Origin of the sequence: Chryseobacterium sp. CBSDS_008 (genome assembly GCF_049959325.1) — a bacterium.
Classification (GTDB): Bacteria; Bacteroidota; Bacteroidia; order Flavobacteriales; family Weeksellaceae; genus Chryseobacterium.
Map to the genome: position 1 here is coordinate 1,596,307 of NZ_CP188202.1, position 26,599 is coordinate 1,622,905.

The 26,599-nt window shown below is 36.5% G+C and carries 20 protein-coding genes and 1 pseudogene; 11 read left to right on the forward strand and 10 right to left on the reverse strand.

What is annotated here, in order from left to right; genetic code table 11:
• The first annotated feature begins 577 nt into the window (after nt 1-577).
• The gene (locus ACP3T3_RS07115; protein ID WP_426479215.1) at nt 578-2,974 is read left to right on the forward strand and encodes a TonB-dependent receptor plug domain-containing protein; all 2,397 of its coding nucleotides are present in this window, start codon (nt 578-580) and stop codon (nt 2,972-2,974) included.
• 59 nt (nt 2,975-3,033) lie between these two features.
• Here ACP3T3_RS07115 and ACP3T3_RS07120 read toward each other — a convergent pair whose 3' ends face one another.
• Both ACP3T3_RS07120 and ACP3T3_RS07125 read right to left on the reverse strand, forming a co-directional pair.
• On the reverse strand, nt 3,034-4,656 hold the full coding sequence (locus tag ACP3T3_RS07120; RefSeq protein ID WP_426477848.1) for an IS1182 family transposase: 1,623 nt from the start codon (nt 4,654-4,656) through the stop codon (nt 3,034-3,036).
• Nucleotides 4,657-4,934: 278 nt separating this feature from the next.
• On the reverse strand, nt 4,935-6,299 hold the full coding sequence (locus ACP3T3_RS07125; protein WP_426479216.1) for a hypothetical protein: 1,365 nt from the start codon (nt 6,297-6,299) through the stop codon (nt 4,935-4,937).
• Nucleotides 6,300-6,981: 682 nt separating this feature from the next.
• On the opposite strand from ACP3T3_RS07125, the gene ACP3T3_RS07130 reads away from it, so the two are divergent.
• Both ACP3T3_RS07130 and ACP3T3_RS07135 read left to right on the forward strand, forming a co-directional pair.
• The gene (locus tag ACP3T3_RS07130; RefSeq protein ID WP_426479217.1) at nt 6,982-7,428 is read left to right on the forward strand and encodes a hypothetical protein; all 447 of its coding nucleotides are present in this window, start codon (nt 6,982-6,984) and stop codon (nt 7,426-7,428) included.
• Nucleotides 7,429-7,675: 247 nt separating this feature from the next.
• On the forward strand, nt 7,676-7,846 hold the full coding sequence (locus ACP3T3_RS07135) for a hypothetical protein (protein WP_426479218.1): 171 nt from the start codon (nt 7,676-7,678) through the stop codon (nt 7,844-7,846).
• A 170-nt stretch (nt 7,847-8,016) separates the two neighbouring features.
• On the opposite strand, the gene ACP3T3_RS07140 is transcribed toward ACP3T3_RS07135, so the two are convergent.
• The 4 genes from ACP3T3_RS07140 to ACP3T3_RS07155 form a co-directional block, all read right to left on the reverse strand.
• Nucleotides 8,017-9,687 (reverse strand): lamin tail domain-containing protein, encoded by a 1,671-nt coding sequence (locus tag ACP3T3_RS07140; protein ID WP_426479219.1) that lies wholly within the window; start codon nt 9,685-9,687, stop codon nt 8,017-8,019.
• A gap of 669 nt (nt 9,688-10,356) precedes the next feature.
• The gene (locus tag ACP3T3_RS07145; protein WP_426479220.1) at nt 10,357-10,815 is read right to left on the reverse strand and encodes a MaoC family dehydratase; all 459 of its coding nucleotides are present in this window, start codon (nt 10,813-10,815) and stop codon (nt 10,357-10,359) included.
• A gap of 334 nt (nt 10,816-11,149) precedes the next feature.
• Entirely contained in the window at nt 11,150-11,344 is a 195-nt protein-coding gene (locus ACP3T3_RS07150; protein ID WP_426479221.1) for a cold-shock protein, read from the reverse strand.
• A gap of 53 nt (nt 11,345-11,397) precedes the next feature.
• Nucleotides 11,398-12,117, reverse strand: a complete 720-nt coding sequence (locus ACP3T3_RS07155; protein WP_426479222.1) for a DEAD/DEAH box helicase — start codon at nt 12,115-12,117, stop codon at nt 11,398-11,400.
• Nucleotides 12,118-12,679: 562 nt separating this feature from the next.
• Here ACP3T3_RS07155 and ACP3T3_RS07160 point away from each other — a divergent pair.
• The gene (locus ACP3T3_RS07160; protein WP_426479223.1) at nt 12,680-13,507 is read left to right on the forward strand and encodes a beta-1,6-N-acetylglucosaminyltransferase; all 828 of its coding nucleotides are present in this window, start codon (nt 12,680-12,682) and stop codon (nt 13,505-13,507) included.
• A gap of 131 nt (nt 13,508-13,638) precedes the next feature.
• Entirely contained in the window at nt 13,639-14,850 is a 1,212-nt protein-coding gene (locus ACP3T3_RS07165; protein ID WP_426479224.1) for a winged helix-turn-helix domain-containing protein, read from the forward strand.
• Nucleotides 14,851-14,923: 73 nt separating this feature from the next.
• Here ACP3T3_RS07165 and ACP3T3_RS07170 read toward each other — a convergent pair whose 3' ends face one another.
• A complete protein-coding gene (locus ACP3T3_RS07170) occupies nt 14,924-16,432 on the reverse strand; it encodes an adenosine kinase (protein WP_426479225.1) in 1,509 nt (502 codons plus the stop codon).
• 166 nt (nt 16,433-16,598) lie between these two features.
• A complete protein-coding gene (locus tag ACP3T3_RS07175; RefSeq protein ID WP_426479226.1) occupies nt 16,599-17,717 on the reverse strand; it encodes an acyltransferase family protein in 1,119 nt (372 codons plus the stop codon).
• A gap of 186 nt (nt 17,718-17,903) precedes the next feature.
• Between ACP3T3_RS07175 and ACP3T3_RS07180 the strand changes: the two genes are divergently transcribed.
• The 4 genes from ACP3T3_RS07180 to ACP3T3_RS07195 all read left to right on the forward strand — a co-directional run bounded on the left by ACP3T3_RS07180 (nt 17,904) and on the right by ACP3T3_RS07195 (nt 21,350).
• The gene (locus ACP3T3_RS07180; protein ID WP_426479227.1) at nt 17,904-18,965 is read left to right on the forward strand and encodes a sensor histidine kinase; all 1,062 of its coding nucleotides are present in this window, start codon (nt 17,904-17,906) and stop codon (nt 18,963-18,965) included.
• A complete protein-coding gene (locus ACP3T3_RS07185; RefSeq protein WP_426479228.1) occupies nt 18,958-19,653 on the forward strand; it encodes a LytR/AlgR family response regulator transcription factor in 696 nt (231 codons plus the stop codon). Before ACP3T3_RS07180 ends, ACP3T3_RS07185 begins: the two co-directional genes overlap by 8 nt.
• Nucleotides 19,654-20,013: 360 nt before the next feature.
• Nucleotides 20,014-20,574: a hypothetical protein gene (locus ACP3T3_RS07190; protein ID WP_426479229.1), complete on the forward strand. Its 561-nt coding sequence runs from the start codon at nt 20,014-20,016 to the stop codon at nt 20,572-20,574.
• An 80-nt stretch (nt 20,575-20,654) separates the two neighbouring features.
• On the forward strand, nt 20,655-21,350 hold the full coding sequence (locus tag ACP3T3_RS07195; protein ID WP_426479230.1) for an ABC transporter ATP-binding protein: 696 nt from the start codon (nt 20,655-20,657) through the stop codon (nt 21,348-21,350).
• Nucleotides 21,351-21,412: 62 nt separating this feature from the next.
• Here ACP3T3_RS07195 and ACP3T3_RS07200 read toward each other — a convergent pair whose 3' ends face one another.
• Nucleotides 21,413-23,350, reverse strand: a complete 1,938-nt coding sequence (locus ACP3T3_RS07200) for an SPFH domain-containing protein (protein ID WP_426479231.1) — start codon at nt 23,348-23,350, stop codon at nt 21,413-21,415.
• Nucleotides 23,351-23,795: 445 nt separating this feature from the next.
• On the opposite strand from ACP3T3_RS07200, the gene ACP3T3_RS07205 reads away from it, so the two are divergent.
• The gene (locus tag ACP3T3_RS07205) at nt 23,796-24,233 is read left to right on the forward strand and encodes a hypothetical protein (RefSeq protein WP_426479232.1); all 438 of its coding nucleotides are present in this window, start codon (nt 23,796-23,798) and stop codon (nt 24,231-24,233) included.
• A gap of 110 nt (nt 24,234-24,343) precedes the next feature.
• Here ACP3T3_RS07205 and ACP3T3_RS07210 read toward each other — a convergent pair.
• Nucleotides 24,344-25,143: pseudogene (locus ACP3T3_RS07210) on the reverse strand (patatin-like phospholipase family protein).
• Between the two features lie 278 nt (nt 25,144-25,421).
• Here ACP3T3_RS07210 and chrA point away from each other — a divergent pair.
• Entirely contained in the window at nt 25,422-26,549 is a 1,128-nt protein-coding gene (chrA, locus tag ACP3T3_RS07215; RefSeq protein ID WP_426479233.1) for a chromate efflux transporter, read from the forward strand.
• Nucleotides 26,550-26,599 lie beyond the last annotated feature (50 nt).

Below are 26,599 nucleotides of genomic sequence, written 5' to 3' on the forward strand. Positions count from 1 at the left end.
TATCGTTGTTCCTTCAATTTTGGCGCAAAATAGCTATTCAGAAACCTTTTTTGATAAAAGGAGCAATCCAGAACTATTTCTCCAAGACCAGAAACAAAAACTATCCTTATTTTTTCATATGATATTTCAAAGTTTAATTTTAACCTTAATAATACGTATTTTGTTTGCTTGGCAGCACTGACTGATCCTGCTAAAGATCAGACCTTTCTGGAAAAATCCTTACGAGCCTGGTTTTGACATATAAAATTAAATTACAACGTTTAAATTACATTCAGGTACTTTGATATGTGAATAAATTCATCATTTTTATGTTTATTTTATTTATAACAATAAAAAATATTTTATCACTAAATACCTATTATTTAAACTTCTAATATTTTAATTTACAGCAGGTTTCTGTTTAATTTACATTTACAACATGTACTTTTCAGTGCGTCACATAGCATTATATCTCAGAATTTTCGACTGGAAGAGGTCATCAATTTTATCATTTCTTCTGAAATAAGAAATTAAATATCAATTCCCGAAGTCTTTAAATGATTACATTAGCGAAGAATTAAAATGCGCTGAGATTTCTATGAAAAACATATTCTGTGTATTGCTGATATCAATGATACAGCCTGTGCTGGCACAAACTAAACTGGAAAAAGCAATTACCAATCTTGAGAATAACTACGAGCAGGAGAAAGTATACCTGCTTACCGACAAATCACAATATGCAGCAGGTGACAAAATATGGTTTAAAAGTTTTGTATTTGATGGATATAACCGTTCTGCATTATCTACTACCCTATTTGTTGAACTATATAATTCTGATAAAAAATTAATAGACTGGAAGACGGTACTCCTTACCAATGGTGAGGGCAGCGGAGATTTCCAGCTGAAAGAAGACCTTCCTGAGCAGGTGTATTTTGTAAGAGCCTATACTCCTTACATGACCAATTTTAACGAGGATTTTCAAATTGTTAAAACGATCCCGGTTTACAATCCAAACTCTGCAGAATCATTAGTGACCGCCAAAAAATCCGACTGGTCAGCAAAAACCTTCCCGGAAGGCGGAACTTTCGTTAACGGCATACCCACCAAATTTGCTGTAAGATTATCCGGAAAATCTTCTTTGCCGGAAAGCTGGACCGGAAAAGTAATAGACGTTCAAAACCCCAATACTCCGGTTACAACATTTAAATCCTTTGATAAAAATGTTGCTTCTTTTAAAATAACCCCGGTTTCCGGAAAAAAATATCAGGCCGTCATTCAGGACAATACAGGAAAAAGTCTAACAATAGATCTGCCACAGGCTGCAGACACTGGTCTTGCCATGGAAGTTTCCAGCTCTAAAGAAGGAATTAAATATATTTTAAAAGGCATTAATCTTAAACAGCAGCTTCAGGGGTATAAAATTGTGGGAATGATCAATAATCATCTTGCTTACAGAGCAAACATCAACCATTTAACCAATGAAGCGTCAAGTCTTATTCCTACAAAAATCAGTAATGGTGCGAACGGTATTTTACAATTAGTCATTTTTGATGAACAGGATAATGTTGTTGCCCAAAGACTTTGCTTTATAAAACCCGGTAATTTAAAGATTGAGAAAGCAGAAATTATTGGCAAGAGCTTAAAACCAACGCCGAGAGCGTTCAACAGTATTGATCTTTCTCCGGAATCTTATTTCAAAAATTATACAGTCCTGGTAAGTGAAGATGACGGTACCCAAATCCCGGAAGAAGAAAATATACTGAGCAGACTTTGGCTGACAGGAGATTTTACAACACGAATAGACAGTCCGGCACAATATTTTTCTAAAAATGCCAATAGTGAAGCTTTAGATGCACTGCTTATTTCAGAAAACTGGAAAAGATTCGATTGGAATTCCGTACTCAGCGGATCAGCACCTTCCATTAAAACCAATTCCCAGCAGTATCTTTCTTACAGGATAAAGCCTATTAAAAACAATGCCCTGCTGATCAATACAAATGTAAATTTAGTATCAAGGGCAGGCAAAAACCAACCTGTTTTCAGCCAGTTCAAAACTGATCAAAACGGTTACATCTATTTAAATAACCTCAACAATGATGAACCGCTGGATATCTCAGCATTTGTCAATTCAGAAAATAAAGAATCAGGAAATGATGATTTGTTTGTCACTATAGAACCGTTAGTAACCCCCACAACATTCAAAGGCAATTTCCCGGCTACCCAATATACCTTGATAAAAGCCGATAAAAATAAAACCCTTCCCCCTACAATTTCCAGAGCCATCAACACTCAAAAAAACAACAAAAAAACAGAGAGTAACGATATAGAGATTCAGGAAGTAGCCTTAGTAGGAAAAAAGAAAGACCCGAAAGAAGAGCTGGACAAACAGCTTTCCAGCGGAATGTTCAGTTCTGTCAATTCTACCGTATTTGACTTTGTGAATGAAGACCAGCACACTTCAGCATCAACCAATATATTAGACTGGCTCCAGGGAAAAGTCGCCGGCCTGACGTTTCAGAGAAATAATACAGGAGTAAACGTACCCTACATCCGCGGCCAGCAGGCTAAGCTTTATTTAGATGAAATACCTGCTGATCCTGCCATGATTGCCAGCCTTCCTGTCAATAATATAGCGATGGTAAAAATCATTAAGGGATCAGGATTGGTAGGTGATGCCGTAGCCATCTACACAATGAAAGGCAATATGAAATCTAAAAGCAATGAAAAAGAAGTGCAGAAGAACAACTCATCCATCCTCAAAGGATATGATAAACCTTCGGAATTCCCTATAGAAATGATTGATAATGATGCCCCGGAAAAAATTGAAAATGATACCCGCGAAACTCTTTACTGGAACCCCAATTTATTCGACAGCGATTACGTCCCGCCAAGAATTAAATTCTTCAATAACGACAGCGCAAAACAATATAAGGTACTGATCATAAGCTTTGATGAAGATGATAACCTTCTTTATGACCAGCAAATTTTAAAATAACTAGAAAGAGGCTGTCCAAAAAGGTCAGCCTCTTTATTTTGTTTTGAGACTGCGTATAGTTATGCAGCAATTTTATACTTTTGGATTTCCATATACTTATGGAAAAGATGCATATGTTGTTTGCATTTAAGTGTATTTAGCCAATTTTTACGGTTAAGTTTTCTGTTTTTCACTAATTTTCTAAGATTATGTGCCAATGCCATTAATCCAAATTCAATATTTACTTTTTCAAGTCCTTTTAGAGTAAATCTTGAAAATTTATTATTGCTTTTTAATTGCCCGAATACAGCTTCTACTTCTATAGGCCGTTTACTTCTGTGGTAATGCCCTTTTTCAGATATCAGCCTTTGCCTGGCTTTCATTCTGTGATGGTTCAGATTATAATTCACTTCGATTAATCGATTATCCTGGCTTTGATGGCAGCTTTCTCTAAGAGGACAACCCTGACATCTGAAAGCCTGATAATAATGTACCTGAGATTCATATCCGTTACTGCTGATCCTTTTGCCTTTACCGATAAAGTTCATTTGCTGTCCGCAGGGACATACATAGAAGTTATTTTCCTCATTATAATATAAGTTCTGTACAGCAAACGCATTGTTCTTCTCACTGCGCTTCTGTTCTTTATGAAAATTATTATATTTTACATAGCCCTCTATAGCTTTTTCTGCCATCATTTCGTAATTCTCTTCACTTCCATATCCGGCATCTGCTACTACCTCTTTACTTTGTTTGTGGTACTGATTTTCAAAGCCGTTAAGATGATCCTTCAATGTAGTGGTATCTCCAGGAGTCTGATGAATGCTGTAATGGGTGATAAACTGGTTTTCAGTACTGATCTGTGCATTATAGGCTGGCTTAAGCTGCCCATTTTTCATATGGTCGTCTTTGAGCCGCATGAAGCAGGCGTCGGGATCTGTCTTACTATAACTGTTGCGGCCTGAGAGTATTTTTAATTGATCTTCATACTTCTGTAATCTGGGCAGGTCCTGATGCTGAAGCTTTTTAATGAGCTTCTTACCGGTTTTATTGTCCTGTGCCAAAGAGTGATTAAGTTCTGCTATTTTATCCTGAAGCTCTCTGCTGTCAATAGATTTTGGAAGGGGCTTTTCATGGGATTCATAACGCTCTTCTTTGATTTGGGATTCAATATCTTCAAGTACGGAATGAATTTGAGCTTCCAGTTTTAATTTATTCTTTTCTACAGATTTTTTCCATACAAAGCTGTATCGGTTGGCAGATGATTCTATTTTTGTACCATCTATATATTGAACATTTAAACTTACGTAACCCAAATTCTGCAAAACAACGGTAACATCTGCAAAAAGACGGTGAATATGGTTTTTAAGCCGTTTGCTCCTAAAGTAATTGATGGTTCTGTAATCAGGCTTACTGTTGCCGGAAAGCCACATGAAATGAATATTTTCTCCAAGTGCCTTTTCTATTTTACGGCATGAATAAATATTGTTGAAATAGGCATAGAATAAAACTTTGATCATCATCCGGGGGTGAAAACTTGTCGTTCCACCGCCTTTATATTCACTTATAATATGATCGATATTCAAGTTATCCACTAATTCATTGATAAGACGTACCGGATGATTAGCACCTATCTTATCAAAAATATCTTCAGGAAATAAGCTGGGAGTATTGGTGGGTAAAGATTTAAACCGTACTTTCATATCAATGTTTGTTTGGGTGCACCTTAAAGATAAATCTTAAAGGACAAACAACAAAAAAATCCCCGAAACTTTTTTAAGTAACGGGGATATTTTTTTGGACTTTTTAGACAGCCTCTTTCTAGTTTTGAGGCTGGAAGAAAATAGCTGTAAAGATTATCAGACCAGCTGTTTATTTTTTCATATAAAAACTTGTAATCTACGATACTCAATCTTAAAATATTAAAAATTGGTGCTGTAGAAAATTTATTAATAGTATGATTCTTCATGATACTTATTTATCAGAACGGTGTGTAAACAACAGACATAGTAGCTTCCATCTGTCTGTATGTTCCACCTTTATTACATTGGCTGTATGCATGAAATTGTTCTCCCGCATTTAATACAAAAACAGCAGTAATATTGGTGTATCCATCTCCTAAATAATTAGATCCATAATGCTGGGTAAGCTTGTCTGTGGTAGTCCTTACCCCAACTGAGACTCCTCTGTAATGGCTTTCTTCCACTGTGCCTTCAGGAACCTGGTCAAAGTGGGCTGTAATATTTATTGTGTATAATCCTGTTTTGTTTGCCTGAAAAGTACCATTATCAATTCTTGTTAGATAGGTATTATTAGACTGATGGGTATTTTCAAACCACATAATGGCAGAAGAACCATCTCCCGATTTTGCTGACGGTCCTGTTCTTGTAGCAACCAAAACACTTGTGGGTGCTGTGATATCTACTTTTTTAGCAACCCCGTTATTATCCAATGCCATTAACATGTCTGTGCTATTCAATGTGGATGATGGGACATCTCTGAATCTTACATTTCCATCTACATCCAGCTTTTGTGTGGGAGACATTGCATAATTGGTATCAGAACGCCCTATTCCCATATTTCCGCTCTCGTTAATTACGACAGCCGGCCGGTCACTGGTAGAAAATGTAAGACTTGAAGAATTGGTTGTCCCGGTTCCCCAGTAATTGGCTTTTATCCCTGCTAATGAAAAATTAGCTCCTGCAATCTTTCCATTAAAGGTTAATTTTCCAAGCTCTGCTCCGGAAGATAAGTTATTACTTCCTGTTCTTTCCAGAGTAATCAATGGAGAACTATTGGTTGCCTGAACTTTCAACTGGTTACTGTTAGTATTTCCGTTTTCTTTTATGTGCAGGGCTGTATCAGGTAAGTCCGTCCCTATTCCCACTCGTCCGTTGTCTTTAATAACGAAGTCTGTGTTTGAAGATCTGGCAGTGCCGGTAGAGGCTGCTCCCAGTTTCACCATTGTATTGGCGGGATCATCTATGAAAGCATCGGTTGTAGGATCTCCCATGGTAACAGCTCCAGAGTTCAGCTTTTGCCACCGGTTCAGGTCGCTGTCAAAATAAAAATACCCTGTGCTGGTTACCTCTGTTGTCTGACCGCTGGGAGCCGTATCAGCAGCGGTTATATATACAAGTGCCCCTTGCTGGTTTTTGGTATATGTCTTTGCTCTCAGTTGTGCTCCCGTAATTCTGGGAGCAATAATACCATCAAATACATTTGTAGATGCGGGCTTGCCTACTACATCCAGGCTGGCCTGGGGATTTGGCGTATTAATACCTACTTGCGAGAACACCTGAAAACTGACTAGAATGCTTCCAAGTAATAGAAATTTTCCTTTCATTATCTGATCATTTTGTTGGTGCAAATGTAAAGGAGAGAAGAGCTATACCCACAATATGCAGGTACATCAAAAATGCATTTTGGGCATATCATTTATACATCAATAGTACATTTTTCTTCTATATCTTCATATGAGTGGAATGCATTTATGGTCCGTTTTATAAATCTTGAAGAAGTGGTACAGATCTGTTTCTGTTCCAGATTTATTTTTTTCGCACGAATCCTTTCGTGGGGTTTAGTATTATAAATTAAAAACAACAATACTATTTAAAAGTTAGATATCCTTGTTAAGGTTTAAAACCTTGACAAGGATGCTAGACCAAGTAGTCCTTTGGCTTAAACTTACACTGTACAGACAAAAACAGCACTTTATCTTTTACTTTAGTCCTACTTAATGGTTTTAAATATTATTTTCGAGCTCCAAGCCCATCCGGATCTATACAAAGTCCTTCCATTTGGTTCATCAACAGGAAATTTTATCTCACGAAACTATCAGCAGAACCTGAAGACCTTAAAGGAGCATTTCAGAACCCAAATAAAGTTCAACTTTCAGTTGCAGCATCAGGAACCTCAAATAATGATTTCAGGAGATTTTTTGCATCAGAAACTCTGGATGTTTTCAAAAAAACGGCACCTTCCAAAAGAAAATTCCAAATATTCCGTTTAATTCTTAAATTTGGCTCATGCGAAAGAATCTTTATTTAATCATTATATTATGTTCTCTTACCAGCTGCTATACGTACCAGGTAAAAAAGCCGGCTAATCCGGCGGCTGACAATAAGCTTGCCAACAAGACTTCTTCACAAATGCAAAATACAGCCGCTGCATCTCAAAATCTGACCGTACAACAGCCGCCTGCTCCTGTCAATATTCAGGAGAAACTGGCTGCTGGCAAAAATGTTAAAATTGACGTTGATGGCAGGAGTTACAAAGTAATTGTTGACCGATGGGAAGGTGACAGTCTGGTAGTACATCCGGTTCATAATGCCAAAAAAAATCTGAAATTCCATAAGAACCAGATCAATAGTGAGAAAATTGCAGAAAAACGTTTTTCGCAGCCTATCGCTGATATTCTTACGGTGACTGCGTATTCCGCCATTGGGGTCGGAATATATCTTCTTGTCCGCTAGTTCTCTTAAATATTTCATGTCCTCCTTTTTTAAAGTATGAAAATAAAACTATATTATATTTTTCCATTTCACTTCTATTATGTGGAATAGTCGCAACAATCTACACTTATGATATAAATAGCTTGGCATCAAATATAAGCCTTGTAAGTATATTACTAGGCACAACAGGATCGATCTTATCTCTATTTATTCCAAAAGAATATATTCAAATCATTAAAGAAATGACTGGCTTGAAATTGACGAAGAATTGACATTTATAATCAAATACAAAAAGCACGGAATAAAAAATCCAAATGGAATATTTTATATGGAAACGGAAAAAGGTTTTGAAGAAGCTCTCATAGATTTCAGTATTAAAAATAATGATGTAATTGCAAAAGTTGGTAAAAGGTATAATGGTAAGATCATTGTTCATTAGTTTACAATCTCTTTTATTTTTATAAGACTCTCCAAATCTTCCCGACATAGGGGATTCTGTTTCAAACCAACAAAAAAACTGACAAATATAAGACATAATAACATCTTACAATACAATAACAAACTAGACTACCTCGAAAGACAGTCTAGTTTATGAATTGTTTTTGTTTATTATGGCCAGATCACCCCTGATTGTTTAGGGCTTGTCCATGGTTTTCCGGAAACGCTTGTTCCGGGGTGTGCAGCAAGGCATTCGCGTATCCATTCACTCCCTACTGCGTGGGACTTTACTTTTTTTACAGAGCAATAAGTCGTTTCATTATTATCTTCATACAGCTGGTAATTGGGATAGGCGCCTTTAGCCACTAGCTCTTCATCACTAAGGAGCTCAACACTTTCACTGTTCTGGGCAGGATAATCCACAATAGCGCCAAGAACCCAGGCTATGGAATCTATATTGTTACCGGCCACTAAACTTGGAGGTGGACTTAGCGTGATTTTAATTGTTGATTTTGAGTGGTCTACAGAGAAGGAAGAAGAATAGGTAGATTCCTTAGCACTTGCCAGCGGAATTCCTAAGAAAGAGAGCGTTACAGAAGCTGACTGCTCAAAAGTTTTCTGGATACTTTTATAATCTTCACCGGTTACTGTAATTTCTACACTAGGATAATTGGAAATAGCCACTCCGTTCAGTAAGCCAAAAGGTCCTTCCGGTCCGAATTTCATACCTGGATCCGGAGAAAACTTGTATCCGGAAATATGCTTTTCTTCCTGCTTATCGCTGCTGTTTATCTGCGCCTTACGGATAGGATCAAACCATGCCCAGTACAAATTGCTGGCAATATTAAAATCTCTCGGACCAAAGTTGACCAGGGTAACGCCCGTAAAAGACATCGATATTTTGATGGAGTTTTTGCTGACAGCAATATTTTCACTGAAATAATTGGCATTGCCGCCAATTCCGAGCGTAAAGAAATCGAAGATAGGAATAGAAAAACCCGTTTTTCCCTCTACGGAAACACGGAACCGGCTTTCGGATTCACGATTGATCTCCATATCGATCTGGGCTGCCTGGGAGGTGTTTTTAAGGCCGTTTAAAATCTGGTTGAGCGACGTTGTCACCTCAAAGGCAGGTAAAATCCTGTCGTCATTCAGCAGCAGTCCTCCGTTTTCTTTTTTAGGATACTGTACATTTTTCAAAGCTCTAGATAAGTAACCGTTATTCATCGTCACATTATTCTGTAAAGATATGGTGGCACCCAGCGCATCCAGGTAATTGGCTAAAACAGGAAGAATAGGTTTTCCGCTCGCGGGGGTTTTGTTCAGTAAAGCATCCAGGTTATCACTTTTCTGAATCTGGTATAAGGTGGTAGCAGGATCCGCCCATTCTGTAGCGATTTTATCCATAATGATATCAATAGGCTGCATGGTGTCAGTAGCAGGAGGAAGTGTCCCATACGCTCCCACCCAGGCAGTGAGTAAAGCCATTTGCTGGTCTGTAGCTCTTGAATGGGCATCATTCAGTACGGCTGTATCTTCTTCAGATAAGGAATAATTGACTTTTGAGAAAACATCAATAAAATAATTGGTAAATACCTGATCCAGCTGTACCGGCTCCGTATTGGCTCTCAGGTTACAGCCTATCCAGTCATATGTTTTTTTATTAAACTTCAGGTTGGCCGGGTCCTGCCAGTAATATGGAAAATTTCCTTTACCGATAATATTGATGGCAGACAGGTCTGTACTTAAGACACTTGACAGGATATCATTGGCTCTGTCTTTCAGTTCTGTAATAATTTGTGATGCTTCTACAAAGGGAGCAACACTTTCTGGATTTTTCATGATTAATATTATTTGGTATTGTTCCTACTCTTTTGTCGGCTTTTCGGATGCTGCCTTTGTTCAGGGTTTCGAAGCTTCTTTTGAACATACCAAAGTAACGGCAAAAAGAGAATGAATTTTAGGGTATAAATCTCTGATTTTAAAGCTAAGTATTTGTACTGTAGCGCATAGGCATTTGTACGTGTAGAATTTATAAACCACAAAATTTAAACACTTAAGTTAAGTAAGAGATATCCTGATGTAGAATAAGTTCACATAAGTCTTTTTAAAAAATCTATGATTTTTTTGTCAGGTAAGCTTTTTTGGTGTATTATTTCAAAACGTCTTAAGTGCTAAATCTGTGGCATCTGTGGGAAATAACAAACCACAAAAGATTTTAAATACTTAAGTTAAGTAAGAAATATGCTGATGTAGAATAAGTTCATCTAAGTCTTTTTAAAAAATCTATGATTTTTTGTCAGGTAAGCTTTTTTGGTGTATTATTTCAAAACGTCTTAAGTGCTAAATCTGTGGCATCTGTGGGAAATAACAAACCACAAAATATTGAAACAAGAAAGTCCAAAATCACACAAAAATTTAAAAGCACCATTGAGAACAATGATGCTTTATTTATAAAACATTGAAAATTAACAGATCAACGTTTTTATATGCCTGAAAATAAATTATTCTTTAGTAGAAATGATAAAGAAAAATCACATCACCTGTATATGCGGGTTTTGCATGGTCTTTAATGAGCAGTTTGGCCTCCACAACTGCTTTTACAGTTCCTCTGAGGTTAATCACTGATTTTACAGTTGCCTGCAATTTTACATCACTATTTACCGGAACAGCTTCTCCGAATTTCAGGTTTTCTATGCCATAATTGATTTCCATTTTTACATTCCGAACTTCTGCAATCTGTTTCCACAGATAAGGAATCAATGATAAGGTTAAATAACCATGAGCAATGGTTGATTTAAAAGGGCCTTCCTTTTCTGCTTTTTCCTGATCAATATGAATCCACTGATAATCTAAAGTAGCATCTGCAAATCTATTGATCTGATCCTGGCTTATGGTATGCCAGGCAGAATCTCCGATCATTTGTCCTTCAAGAGACTTATATTCATTAAAATTATTAATAATAATCATATTCTTTTCTGAAGCTTTCCGGAATTAAATATATACAGCTGCTATAATCAGTGCTGTATAATTGTAGATCAAGTCTGCATATTTATTTTTGAAACATTCATGTGAAGCGGTCAATAGCTGTCATTTTCTTAAATCCCTGAAAAACCTCTCACATAAAGTAAGAGGCTAATGAACATAATGAAAATAAAAAGTATCTACATTACATCAATGTCCTTTCAAACAATATATCCAGATACCAAAGTTTCATGGATTTTAAATTGTAAAAAAATATAAAAAATATGAGACTTGATATGGCAAAGAATGTTATTTTAACATACTTATAATAAGGTTTTAATTATGCCAACTGTACGTTAACAGCATTTAAACCTTTATCACTTTTTTGTACATCAAAAACTACTTTATCATTCTCACGGACCATTCTTGTGTTTAGTCCTGAAGAATGTACAAATATGTCTTTACTCCCGTCTGCTGGAGTAATAAAACCGAAGCCTTTTGCTTCATTGAAAAATTTTACGGTGCCTTCTTGCATTGTAATTGTATTAAAAATTGTGTATTATGATCTGTAAACGCTACAGATTTTATTTATGAAATGCTGACAGGCATTGTAGCTCCTGCCATTTTTTGAATATTCTTTAGATGTTGGCGCTTAATAATGGGCTGAACTGCTGAAGAACCGGGACTTACAATAATCTCTACAGGATTATTCAGGACCGTTCCGGCAAAATGTCTTAAACTCCCAGGCATTACTGCAGAAAAAAACAGGTTTTGTCTTTTATAGGACATGAGATTTAAGATTTTTTTAATATCGTTTATAAACCCCATTTCAAGCATTTTATCAGCACCATCTAAAACAAATATTTCAATTTTAGAAAGATCAATATGTCTTTGATTCTCTACATCAAGCAGTCCTCCGGGTGTTGCCACCAGAATATCTACTCTTTTTCTCAGCGCAGCAAGTTTACTTCCGATTGAAACACCTTCGTAAATAGTAAGCTGAGATAATGGTAAATATTTGCTGTAAATTTTAAAATTTTCTTCTATCTGTATCGCCAGTTCTGCTGTTGGGGTAAGTATTAAAGTCCTTATCTCTTTATGATCCGGAGTATGTCTTTTCAACAGCTGCAAAATAGGCATGGCAAATGCTCCCGTTTTCCCGGCACCTTTTTGTGCACATCCTGCAATATCTCTCCCCGCTAAAATATGCGGAATTGCAGTATACTGTATTTCAGTAGGTTTGGAATATCCTGCTTCTGTCACTGCACGGATAATAGGATTGATTAGATTTAAATTTTTAAAACTCATTATAAACCCGGTTTCCCGGTATTTTGTAAGCAAATCTGTTGATCAGAATTTGAATTGGTATATGATATGGATAAACAAATAAGAATATTTTCTCTGTTCATCTTTTTCTTGCTTTAGCAGCCATAATATCCTTAGTATATTACGGATGATCCAGCAATGACGCATCGCTCTTATCTACAATAGAACTTTATAATCCGGCTCCATTATGGAAACCAAGACTATAAACTGGTAGCTGAAAAAGCAAAACTGAAAGAAAAAATTGTGATTTTAAACTATTACAGAATAGCAAAGGCAGTGACCTGTTTTTATAAATGTTCTGCAAACCTACAACAAAAAAAACAAACATAACTTCATTTAATTTATTGATTATCACAAATATATTCGTACCTTCTGCCAATTAATCGAATTGTTTGCTGCCGCGGATGATTTTAAACTCCTGAACATGCAAGCTTCTTCCCCCATAGCACAACCCTGTCCCCAAACGTTAGCATCCCGCACATCCCCGCATATAAGAATTGCTTATTTTATCCTGGTGCACCATAAACCTGAAATCTTCAAAGACATGTTTCAGAAGATTTATACAAGGGACCAGTTTTATCTTATCCATATTGACAGAAAAGCTAAACCGGATTTCATTGAAGAAATACAACTCTATTTGGTTCAGTTTCCCAACGCCTACATTCTGGACAGCATGAATATTGTTTCGGGAGGCTTCAACATGGTTCAGGCTGAGCTGAATGCGATGGAATTTCTTCTCAATGTAAGCAAAGAATGGGATTATTTTATTAATCTTAGCGGTGAAGATTATCCCCTGAAATCACAAAATATTATCAGAAAATTTCTTACCGCCAATAAAGGCCGGAATTATCTTTTCTATTATGATCAGAAATTTTACAGACCGGATACGCTCCAAAGAATACAAAATCATTTTACAGAACTAGCTTATATTATCTCCTCTTTCATCTACAAAAGATCGTTTATGAAAGGAGTAATCCCTTATATTGGCGGAAAATGGTTTATCTTCACAAGGGAAACCTGCGCATTTTTAACCAATAACAAAATGGTAATGGATTTTGAAGATTATTATCTTCATACTTTTTTACCTGCGGAATCTTTCTTCCAGACTGTGCTTATGAATACATCATTTAGTGATATTATTATTAATGATGATAAAAGAGCGGTCCTTGAGAAATCTATTTTTCAAAATACACAGAATACATTCAATTATATTCAGGCTTTAAAATCCAGCAATCAGCTTTTTATCAGGAAGGTCAATAAAAAAACGGATGAAAATATCACAAAATACATTGAAGAAAGTTTTCTTATTCCCTTGCCATATGTAGATGAAATTGAAAGGGAGTTAAAAAGAGATAACCTCCAAAACAACTAGTCTTATACTACTGACTATCGTATCATTTTTTGGAAAAAAAAACATTCTGCCAACACGTTATAGATCCGTTCCGGAACAAATTACTATATTTGAAAGAGACATCACAAAACCTGTTTTCATCAAATTAAAATATGGAAAAGAAGTTGGCACCGGAGCACTTAAAACTGGCAACATTGGAAAGTCAGGGATTAACACAAAACACCCCGTTCGGAACCGGAAAAACTGCAGTTTTGAATGCTTTAGAGCATCTGGGATATATACAGATTGATACGTTATCCATAGTGGAACGTGCCCATCACCATACGCTTTGGACAAGAATCCCTGATTTTGAAGCTGCTTATCTGGAAGAACTGGTAGAGGAACGTAAAGTATTTGAGTACTGGTTTCATGCCGCGTCCTATCTTCCTATGCAGGATTTCCGTTATGTGTTGCCTCAGATGCTTACAATCAAAAGAGGCGAATCCCGTTACTATAATGCTGATCCTAAAGTGATGAAATATGTGACAGAAACCATCCGCAATGAAGGACCTAAAAAAGCAAGGGATTTTGAAAATGAAAGCCATAACCCGGGAAGCTGGTGGAATTGGAAACCTGCTAAACTAGCCCTCGAAAGACTTTTTATGCAGGGAGATCTGATGATCAGCGGCCGTTCCGGAATGCAGAAAACATATGATCTCGCTGAGAGAGTTTTACCTTCTTTCATTACTACCACAGAGCCTACTCCGCTTGAACTGGCGGAATATCTGGTAAAAACCAATCTAAGAGCTTATGGATTTACGACATTAAAGCAAATCACCCACCTCCGGAAAGGAAATGAATTAAAGAAAAATGTCAATAAAGTCTTACAGATGATGCTCGAAGAAGATCGCATTTCAAAGGTCAGTGTTGAGGGAGGAACTTCTGTTTTTGTGCAGAATGATATACTGGAAAAAACATTTGATCTGACAGATTCAAATGTATGGCTGCTGTCTCCGTTTGACAATTCCATTATCCATCGGGACAGGATCAAACAGATTTTTGATTTTGATTTCCGCCTGGAATGCTATACTCCAAAAGAAAAAAGGAAGTATGGATATTTCTGTCTGCCCATCCTGTTTGGAGATCAGTTTATCGGAAGGGTTGACTGTAAAGCCCACAGGAAAGAAAAAAAGTTTGAGCTTATTCATTTGCACGTTGAACATACAATGCCGGCCCCTGAATTATGGCTTAAACCATTTATAGAAACCATAAAACGTTTTGCAGTCTTTAATGGCTGTGAATCGTTGGTTCTTACAAAAGTAAGCCCTGCAAAACTAGGTACTCCCATAAAAAAAGAATTATCCGGATTAAAGTTTAAAAAGTAATGATATACTTTTAATAAAAACAAATCGCATTATTGAAGTCAATAATGCGATTGTATTTGTAGAAAATCCTGAATTAGTTTAATTTCTGGTTTGTTTTCTGAACAAAATCATTCCATTGCTGATTCAGATAAGCGGTAGATTTCTTTTTCTCGTTTTCACTTAAAGAAGAATATTGAATGGAATTGAAGACCAGTTTTTTCAATGCCTTCACATCCAGCTCCCAATATACCAGCGCTACCCAGAAATCATAACTCAACCCTGTATAGCCATATACGGAAGGATCATCACTGCTGATCGAACATTGTATTCCATTGCTTAATAATACTCTTGCAGGGTGGTTTCTCAGGTCACTTACATATCCTAAAACCTGATTGCTGATCGGGCTTACTTCAACCAGCTTATCCTGTTTTCTGATCTGTTCCATTGTATTGGGGAAATAAATCAGATTCAAGCCGTGCCCAATTCTTTTATTGTTGAGCAGAGCGACATCCAGAACATTTTTATTCAGAACAGAATTACTTTCTCCGGCATGAAGGAAAAGAGGCATTTCCACTCCGTATTTTTTATTAAGCGCATTCAGTTCTGCCCAGCTTTTCTCAAAAAACCCGATATTATGCCCTGCCGCTTCATCTGCTACAAGATCAAAGCCTGTGATCATATCCGGAAATTCTTTCTTCATTTCAAACGCCTTTTCCAGCTGTTTCCCGACACTTTCATTATCCAGGAATTTAAAGCTTGAATAGATCAGTTTCAGGGTGAACTGCGGATCTGACTGGTGTACTTCCTTAAGAATATCCTGCAGATCTGTGATGGAAGTTTTCAAAGGATATTTTCCATGCTGGAAATCGTAAAGCTCATCAAAGATATACCTGATTTCTACATGTTGTACATTGGCTTTGATCAGATCCTGAAATCCTTTCAAATAGTATTCTTTAAAGAAAGGGCGATAAGGAAGCAGCAGATTAATACGTTTAAAACGTTTTTCAAATTCAATCCAGTAATCCGTATAGGAACACAAGTTGTCCCGTTTCAGCGTAAGAAGCTCCTGGAGCTGTTTTTCGAATTCAGGGTTTGAAATTAGCTTTTGATCAAGGCTCACAAATCCTGACGGTACTTTTCCTTTTTCAAAAAAGGCCAGCTGCCCGAAAATGAACTGGTCATTATCTTTCTGATCATAAACATAACACTCCTTATATTTTCTCGCTGCCGAAATGATCCATTTTACATCAGTTATTCCTCCGCTGTGGGTATGCAGCAAACCTCCTTTCGGCATGGTCTGAAGGATTTCAAACAGCTTACTGTTTTCTATCAGAGGCTTAATTTCATTAAAAGAGCTGTTATATAAAGCTATTTTATGCTTTTCTGTTTCGTTGAGAAATTGCTTACGCAGCTGGAATATTTTTTTATCCAGAGCTGTTTCTGCGTCCGATAATCTGATATCAGCATCAAATGCCATTGCTTCATTTTCTTTCTCTGATAACGTAAGGTTCTGCTGGTAAGCAGATTTTTCAGTCACTTTATTCTGTCCCCAAAATAAAGGTGCTGCTAAAAGCGATATATAAATAAGGTATTTTTTCATCATAATATTGGAATAGGTTTGTACTACAGTTATGCTTTAACCGATTAAAATAGCTTGCTACAGCAAAAATTGTGCAGAATAAAGCTATTTCAAAAATAAGATTAATTTTTCTGTTAAAAGTTTTTGATAATTCCTGATTTTTTAACAGCCGGTAAAATTGAATAAGTCATTAGCTATCTTTTCCTTTCAAAATAATATATTTAACAATAGAAAATGGTTTTTCAATAACAAACCTGTAGAACAAGCCACCCAAGATACAGGCAAACAGGCAAAGAAGAAGACTCATATTATCTGAAGTTTCAAATTTTAAATAAGTAAGACCTTCCTGCACCATATGAATAATTCCTTTATGCGAAAGATAAACCCCATACGACAGAGAGGCTAACTGGCCGGTAACATACGGCTTTGTACGATACAGGAAAGACGATGGGGAAACTGCTGCCATAAGGATAAACCCATAGCTTACTGCCACAAGTGTAAACCCGAATATTGAAGCTGTTTTTGAAGCTTGCTCATCACAAACCCAGAAAGAAACTCCCAGCATCATTATCCCAAGAAAGAATAGTTTATTTCCATGGGCTTCAACCCATTTTTTAAAGACTGATGAATACTGTATCAAATATCCGATCAAAACGCCTATTGCAAGTCCGTCCAGCCGTGTATGAGTGGGATAATAAATTTTCATGTACCATAATTTCCAGAAATCCGGGGAAGCAATATCAATTTCTGCAACAAATTCATTCCATGCCATCACCCTGAATACAATAGAAAACCCAATGATGGCAGCTATCAGAAATACCAGATGTTTAAATAGTTTTGATGGTATCAGAATTAAAAGAAACAAAGGCAGAATGAGATAAAACTGTTCTTCAATGCACAGGGACCACGCATGGGAAAATGTTCCACGGCTGATAACGTCCAATCCGTAATTTTGAGTAAAAGTAACGAATTTCCATAAAGCTGATAAAGCTTCCCGCTCCCTGAAAAAAGGAAATGCGAAATACAGAAAAAGGGTAAAAAGGTATGCCGGAATAATCCTGAAAAACCTTTTTATATAAAATGTTTTCAGGCTGATTCTATTTTTATCCTGTATTTCTTTAAAGAGCTGGCCTGAGATCAGAAAACCACTTAAAACAAAAAAGAGATCCACACCCGTCCAGCCAAACCTTCCGAAACTGTCGATCCAGCCGGGGTGTTTAAACGCACGATAATGATACATGAGCACAAGTAGAATAGCTGCAGCTCTCAGATGATCCAATCCGTAAAGCTTTTCAGAACGTTCCGTCATTATTTTTTTATGCAAATGTTGATTAATTTCTGATAGCTTTCGGCTATAGAGTGCAGACAGCTGCTTATTCAGGTCCAACAGTAAAATATGCAGTCTACACTATAAATCATGTAATCTGCACTTACTTTAAAAGCATTAACATGACATTCCTCTGATTTCAGTTAAGATTTTATATTTTTGAAGATAATGAAAACCTTGTCAGAAATTCAGATCAGACAAACTCTATACTTCCAGCTGCTTTTCTGGACTGCTTTATTTTTATTCGGAACAGTAAGGATGTATGGTGAATATCATGGAGAAGCTTTTAAGGAACTGATCATTTACAATTTTTGTCACTGGATTTTCCAGATTACCGCAGCCAATTTTATTTATTTTGTCCTGATCCTTCATTTTTTTGACAGAAAAAAATATGTTGAATTTTCACTGTCTCTTCTCCTCAGTCTTTATATAATTTCAGTTATTAACAGATTTTTTATTGTTTATATGGCTGAACCCCTTTTCATTCAGGAATTCAAGGATAGTGTTTTTGATATTTTTACGGATATACCTTATCTTTTGCTCCATTATACATTTCCGATTATCAGTGGTGCATTTATCTTTATTTCAATCATGTTTATCATACGCTATAAGGATGAAAAAGAATATACCATCAAACTTCAGAAAGAAAAGACCGAACTGGAACTGCAGTCTCTCAAATCCCAGCTCAATCCTCATTTTCTCTTTAATACCCTGAATAATATTTATTCTCTGTCTATCAGCCATTCTGATAAAACGCCACAATCTATCAGCCGGCTTTCAGATATACTGGATTATATTTTACATAAAGCGCAGAAGAAATGGGCAGCAGTTGCTGATGAGCTGAATATTATTGATGATTATATCGCACTGGAAAGCCTTCGGTATCATAATGATAAACTACATATTCAGAAATATATTGCATTAAACTCGCCAAATACCATTCCACCACTACTGTATCTTACTTTAGTAGAAAATGCGTTTAAACATGGAGCAGGAAAAAGTTCCGAAACAACAGAAATAAAAATTATAGCGGAAACGAATCAACATCTTTCTGTTTTTAAAATTGAAAATACGTTTTCTGATTGCCCGGCGAATAATGAAAGAGGAATAGGACTGCAGAATGTACAAAGGCAATTACAATTTTATTACCAGGGAAATTTTACTTTCCAGATTTCGCAGGAAAACAATATTTTTAAAGTTGAAATAACTACTCCTTCGCATTATGATTAATTGTATTATTGTAGACGACGAACCTCTGGCTGCTTCATTACTGGAACATCATATCTCCAAAATCAGCGATTTAAAGCTGGCAGGGAAAGCACATAATGCAATGCAGGCTTACAAAATGCTGCAGAATCAGGTTGTGGACCTGATGTTTCTCGATATACAGATGCCTCATCTCAATGGAATTGATTTTCTAAAATCACTACCCCAGAAACCTAAAACCATCTTTACCACTGCCTACCGGGATTTTGCCATTGAAGGATTTGAGCTGGAAGTAGCAGATTACCTCCTGAAACCCATTACGTTTGAACGGTTCTTCAAATCTGTAGAACGTATACTGAGAAATACTTCAGACGGTAAAAAAGATTTTATCATCGTCAAGATTGAAGGAATGCACCAAAAAATTTTCCTTTCGGAGATTGGCTATTTTGAAAGCCAGGGTAATGATATCAAAATAGTACTCATTACCGGGGAAAGCCTTATTTCAAAAAATAAGATTGCTGATCTGGAAAAAATGCTGTCCGGTAAAGGTTTTGTAAGAATTCACAGGTCTTTCATCATCAATTCTGTTTTTGTGACCGCCTTCAGTAATAATGAGGCTGTTGTCTGCAATCATCATATCCCCGCTGGAAGAAGCTACAGGCAGGAATTTGATGCCCTGATATTTACAGTTTCCAGAAATAAACTGTTATAAGCTGTTAACAGCAATCCTTCTTTCTAGTAATAATCTGTAAGTTGTATTTTTAACATATACTTCAAATTAGTTTTAAAATTCAACAGGTTCAGGCTACATTCCATCTGTATTTCAGCAGATTATATTTCATTATATATGATAAATCCGGTTCAATGAAAATTGCCACTCATGTATGAATACCAATAAAAAAAACTGATTATCAATTTATTATATAAACAATGAAGTCCATAGCATCGGCAGATGATCTCCTATACATATTAAAAAAAAGTGGTACTTTTGCTTTAATAAATAAAATTGCTTTTTAGCTTTTTTATGGTTAAGTTTATGTGCACCAATTTATAAAACATTAAAATTCATTCCATGAGAAAAATAATTCTACTTATTACATGTATGTTCGGTATTTCAGTTTTCTCACAGATCAAAGTGTTGAAAAATGAAAGCTTGGTGGAAATTGGTAAAGATAATTCCGTTGGTCTATATAAAAAGGAAGATAAATTTACAGTTAACTACCAGGATCTGAACACCAGCAACCTGAATACAATCCGATCTTTTTCATTCCAGAATCTTAATGGCGATGTTGCCGGATTATTTAAGCTTATTATGGACGGTTTTGTCACCGCTCCTGACGAGAATGTTATATTGGAACTGCCTAATGATATCATCGAACTTCATTATGAAAAGAACTACGGGCAACAAACCATGCAGTTTATCCAGGTGATCAATAAGAACCGGAAATACATTGGAAAATCACAGTTTTTAACTCAAAAACAAGTGGAGAAAATCTTCGGAAGAACCAATGGAAAATATACGATGTATGATAAACCTGCCAGCATCAATCCTGCAGCGGCCAAAGGAACTTCAAACACGGCCTCTACAGCTACTCCGGCATCAGGCGGAGCTAAGAAAAAATCAAGAAAATAATTATATTTTACAAATATTGCGAAACTCATTCTATCGGATGAGTTTTTTTATTTTATTTTTGCAGAAAGACATTAAAACGTATGCCGCTTCAGATAATCAATTTAACCAAAAAATTTGGTGAGCAGACCGCTCTTGACAATATCAACATTTCTATTGATAAAAATGAGATCATTGGTCTTCTTGGCCCGAATGGTGCCGGAAAATCCACTCTGATGAAATCTATTGTCGGTGCACTGAAAATTGATCAGGGTGAGATTATTTTTAACGGGATGAATATCTCGGAACGGGAAATTGAAAGCAAAAAGAAAATAGGTTTTCTTCCCGAGAATAATCCACTTTATCTGGAAATGTATGTAAAAGAATACCTTCAGTTTGTTGCCAATATCCACAAAATCTCTGAATCCAGGGTAGATGAGGTTATTGAACTGGTGGGAATTACTCCCGAAAAATCAAAAAAAATCGGGCAGCTGTCTAAAGGATACAAACAGCGTGTAGGATTGGCACAGGCCATTATTCATCAGCCGGATCTACTGATTCTGGATGAGCCTACCAATGGTCTTGACCCAAATCAGATTATTGAAATCCGTAATGTGGTAAAAGAAATCGGGCAGCAAAAGACGGTTTTACTTTCTACCCATATCATGCAGGAAGTAGAAGCGCTTTGCTCAAGAGTTATTCTTATTCATAAAGGGAATATCCTTCAGGACTGCCCTATTGATGAGTTTAAAGGCAAATTTGAAAGCCTGGAAGATGCTTTTGCAAGTTATACCGCATAAAACAAAAACGCCCGAAATATTTTCGGGCGTTTTTGTAGCTTTTATTAAATTTTAAATGATAGTTAGGAGTTATTATCCGTTTTTTCATCCACTATAGAAACCGTTTCCACATTTTTCTTCTGAATCTGCTCCAACAGCTGAAGTCCCAAAAGCCCGCTGATCCCGCCATTTGCCGAATCTCCGCTTCCCCCGATTAATACTTCAGGCATTATTCTTACATTCTGACTCGCTATATTTTCCATGATTTTTAATTGGGTAAAGTTATTTCCGCCCATTGCTTCTACAGATAGTTTATAGGATTCTGCATTAGATTTACCGATTGCCAGAATCTTTTCCGCTTCAGCATTACCGGTTAATGAAATTTGTTCAGCACTTGCTTTTGCCAGCAGCTCTATTTTTTCGGCTTCGGCTTTTGCAAGAAGTCTTGTTTTCTCTGCTTCACCTGTTGCTAAAAGCTGCAATCTGTCTCCTTCCGCATTCGCCTGCAATCTCACTGAGTTGGCATCTCCCGTTGCTTTTTTCACCGAAGCATCTGCAATTCTTTCCGCGATTAAAACGCCCTGATCCGCTTTTACAATTTCTTTCTGCATATCAGCAACAGCCGTTTCTTTTTCCAGCGCCTGACGTGTCTCCTGAGCCAGCATTTCAGTTTCGTAAGTAATTTTCTGTTCTTCCGCCAATTTTCTGTCTGTTAAAGTTTTCATTAAACTTTCCGGAGGAACAATCGCACCAATTAAAGTATCAACAGCGTTGACATTATATTGTTCCAACACACTGCTGATGTGGTCTTTGGCAGATTGCTGTCTTTCTTTTCGGGTTCCTAAAAATGCAATCACATCACTGTCCTGTGCCGAATTCCTAAAATAGTTTCCAATCGTTGGCTCTAAAACCTGACTGACAAGATTGATCATATTTCCAAAACGGGCGATCACTTTTGGAGCTTCATAAGTAGGAATATGAATAATCTGCGAAACATCAAGGTTGAAAGGGAAACCGTCTTTACTTCTTACCGTAATGGTTGAAAGGTTTTTATCAAGCTGATGAGATTCGCTTCTTTCATATGCCCAGTTCAATACTAAATTGGTGGTAGGAACAAGCTCAACCTTCATAATGTAGGGATTAATCGGATATTTTCCAGGGCCAATAGGTTCAGCCCAAACTCCTTTATGACCTTTCTCAACAATATTTCCATGTTTAAAATCAACTCCGCTCAAATCTTTTCCGTCCTCTCCTACATAGCTGATAATGACTCCCACATGCCCGATCGGGATTTCCGTCATTTTTACCATTTCAACTTTTGTAAACCAGGGATTCAGAAAATAAGACCCGGCAAGGATTACCTGCTCCTGAAGACCTTTGTATCCCCCGCTATTCAAAAAAGTATCAACATCCTGAAACTTATTATGATCACTGATAATTTTACCTGCAATCTGCCCTTCTTCCAAGGGACTTCCTTCCATTGTGGTGATAATTCCCACCGCATTATCAGGAATCTGGGTCATATCCGTTAATTCTATTTCAAACAACAATGTATTGATTCTGTAAGATCCCGGTGCAATAATCGCGGTCTGGCGGCCTTTCCTTCCTCCGTTTTTTAAAAAGGCTTCAGCATCCTGAAAAGAATCACAGTCCACTTTTCTGGCTAAAATCCTTCCTGTTTCCAGCTCTACACCATCTTTTGCCAGTAATAACCCTATTTTACCGGTCGGAATCACTATAAAAGGTTGAAAATCGATAGAATACTGCCATATCCATTTTCCGAAATAGACTCCCGGAGCTAATGTTTGAGCCTGAAAGCCCGCTTCTCCATTAGTTGCGATAATCCTTCCTTCCGGAAGCTCCTGCTTACCTACCAACACGAATTTTTTGGTAACCAAACCAATTTTGTCCTGGGGAACAATGATTAATCCAAAGAAAATTCTTAAAATGAATTTGTAAAAAAGTACGCACAAAAGCGCAATTACGGCCGGAACCATCCAGCCATGAAAAGCTAATTCCATAATTTGTTTTTTTGTTTTTTGATTAAATTTGAAAACAGGGGTTGCGCTCTGATTCTTCGGAATACGAGAAACCAGAGTACGAATTATATGATAATTCTGTCGAAAAAATTAAGAAGTTGCCGGAGGAGATGTATTAAAAATCGTAAAGATGATTTCTGATACTCTTAATAGAAAAAACTTAAAGTTAATGAGTTTCATTTTGATAATAAAGGAACGAGATCCTTTGATGGTACAAATGTACACAAGAAAAGTATTCAGTTGTTTCAGAATTTGATAATATTTCACCAACAAAATGATAATCAACTGAAAATCAATATTATTATTTTTTCAGAACCGATATACAAAGGCCTTAAGAACTTCTTTTCCAGAACTATAAGCACTCTCTTTAATGAAAAATGGCTCCATATTTGATAGCATCTGAAATGTTAACCAATAACCATTTAATATGATAAAGCATATTTTATTAGGAACTTTCTGCTTAGCTCAGTTTTCTTTCGTTTACGCCAAAGAAGTTCCCAATCCCAAAACAGACCGTTTTATAACCTCTGTTACCCTTCAGCAGGTACCCAAAACGGTTATTATTAAAACTAAAAAGTTTAAGATCAGAATTGATAAACAGCCGAATGGCAAGTACCTTTATCAGTCATGGAACGCCAATGCAAAAATTACGGCAAAACCAAGCATGATTATCAGCGATGGTGAACTGATTCCCGACGGAACAGGAGGAAATTACTATATCAATTTCAGCAATGAGGGTCACAGCTATCAGGTATGGAGAAATTATCTTACAGATTCTGCGAAAAAAGCGCCTTACACGTTGGTTGTAAATGATGCTAATGACCGTGAAATTGTTCGTCAGGATGGATATGTAGTGAAAAATTAAGCTGGAAGAGAGAAGCAGGAAGTTATTATAGTTTGTCCATAACTTCTTTTTAAGAACTCAAAATCGTTTTCCTTTCTTATATAATAAAATCCTGCACTGGTGCGGGATTTTTATGTTCCGGCTTGTCTTAGTTCTGTAAAAAAGCTGCTTTCTTCATAGCTTTCTTTTGCGGCTTTGTATCCGATATTAAAGATCTCCTCAAGCCTGTCTTTTCTGCGTTCAAAAGTTCCGTAAGCCGCTAGTTTCTGGGAAGAAATAAACCAGTCGCAGTACTCAAATTTTATTTTTTCAATCCTGTAGGAAAGGAGATCGTACGAACGGGAAACAATTGCTTTGATTGAATTCAGATCTTTGATCTTAGCTTCATTGGGCGGTGATACAAACACGCCAATCAGCTTATCACAGTCATCCCTGATGATATCTGCAGGAAAATTGTTCAGCACTCCTCCGTCACAATACATTTCCTCTCCAATAATATAAGGAGTAGTGATCCCCGGAATAGAACATGAAGCAATGACAGCATCAACGATCTCAAAATCTTTATCAAAAATTTTCTGGGTTCCGGCCACTAATTCTGTTGCCACAATTTTCACTTCAATATCCAGATCTCTCAATTTCATTTCTGGAAAATGGGTTTCAGATAATTCCTGAAGATTACTGAAGAAACCAGTCCCGGCTGATTGAATGTAAAATGCTTCCAGTTAAAAAAATATACGGAATTGAAAAATTCAAGGATTTCTTCCGGTGTTTTTCCAATGGCATGAAGGCAGCCTACGATAGATCCGGCGCTGCAGCAGGAAAGGATATCAATTTCAATACCTTTTTCCTGTAAGAATTTTAATACTCCCGCATGAGCGATTCCTTTGGTACCGCCGCCTGATAAAACAAGTCCTACTCTCTCAAAATTCATAGAATAAATGTAAGAAAACAGCGTGATATAATTAAGTTAATTTTTAGAAATATGTTGATTTTAAAATTATTTTAATAAAATCCGTTATAATTCGATCAATAATTCAATCAAAAAACACCAACAGCTTCAAGCATTTAAGCCGTCTGATTTTTTTTCCAATTTACTTTTCAAAAAATTAATGTAAAAAAGATAATAGCATTAATAAGACATTTAGTATAGTTTTTTATTTTTACCAATTCATACATAGGAAGTAGTACTTATAAAACAAATACAACGAAGTGAGCAGCAATAAGGATTTAAAAGAACTTGCCCTTCTATTTCTGAAACTGGGAATCATTGGCTTTGGAGGACCTGCAGCCCATATAGCGATGATGCAGAAAGAAGTGGTGGTTGAAAAAAAATGGCTGAAAGAGCAGGAATTTCTGGATCTTATTGGCGCTACTAACCTTATCCCGGGGCCTAACAGTACCGAAATGGCCATTCATATAGGACGTGAAAGAGCAGGCTGGAAAGGACTTATAGTTGCCGGGTTTTGTTTTATATTTCCTGCAGTTATTATTACCGGTATTTTTGCATGGCTATACAAAGAATATGGCCAGCTTCCCGAAGTATCTCCTTTTATTTATGGAATAAAACCTGCCATTATAGCGATTATAATAGGTGCTGTATTCCCATTGGTAAAAAAATCAGTAAAAACTTTCCCATTAGCGGCTGTGGGAGGAATTGTTCTGATATGCTCTTTTTTAAAAATCAATGAGATCGGATTGATGTTCGGAGCCGGATTTTTAATATTGATAATAGAGTATCAGCAAAGAAATAAAAAACTGAACAATTTTATTTTTATTAGCCCACTTCAGTTTTTACTATCCGATTCTTATTCTCTGCTCAATTTAAAATTATTCTGGATCTTTCTAAAGGTCGGAGCCCTATTATACGGCAGTGGATATGTTTTATTTGCTTTTCTGGATACGGAGCTTGTTTCCAGAGGGATTATTACACGCCAGCAACTTATTGATGCTATTGCCGTAGGTCAGTTTACGCCAGGTCCTGTATTTTCTTCAGTGACATTTATCGGGTATCAGATCAATGGATTTTCGGGAGCTCTGGTATCTACTTTAGCTATATTCCTTCCTTCTTTTATATGGGTTGCCTTATCTGGTCCTTTTGTTAATAAAATGAGAAATTCTTCAACATTTTCTTCTTTTCTTAACGGTGTAAACGTGGCTTCTATAGCTCTGATTCTGTCTGTATGCATCACTATGGGAATTGACAGCATTACCGGCTGGAAAACCACTCTTATTGCCTGTATAAGTATAGTTGTTGTATTCGGATTTAAAAAACTCAACAGTGTTTTTGTTGTCATTGGAGGGGCGTTACTAGGCTATTTACTAAGTTTATTGCCCTGAAAAAACACTAAATGAAGATATTTCTAAAAAACCACAGATTTTTATCTGTT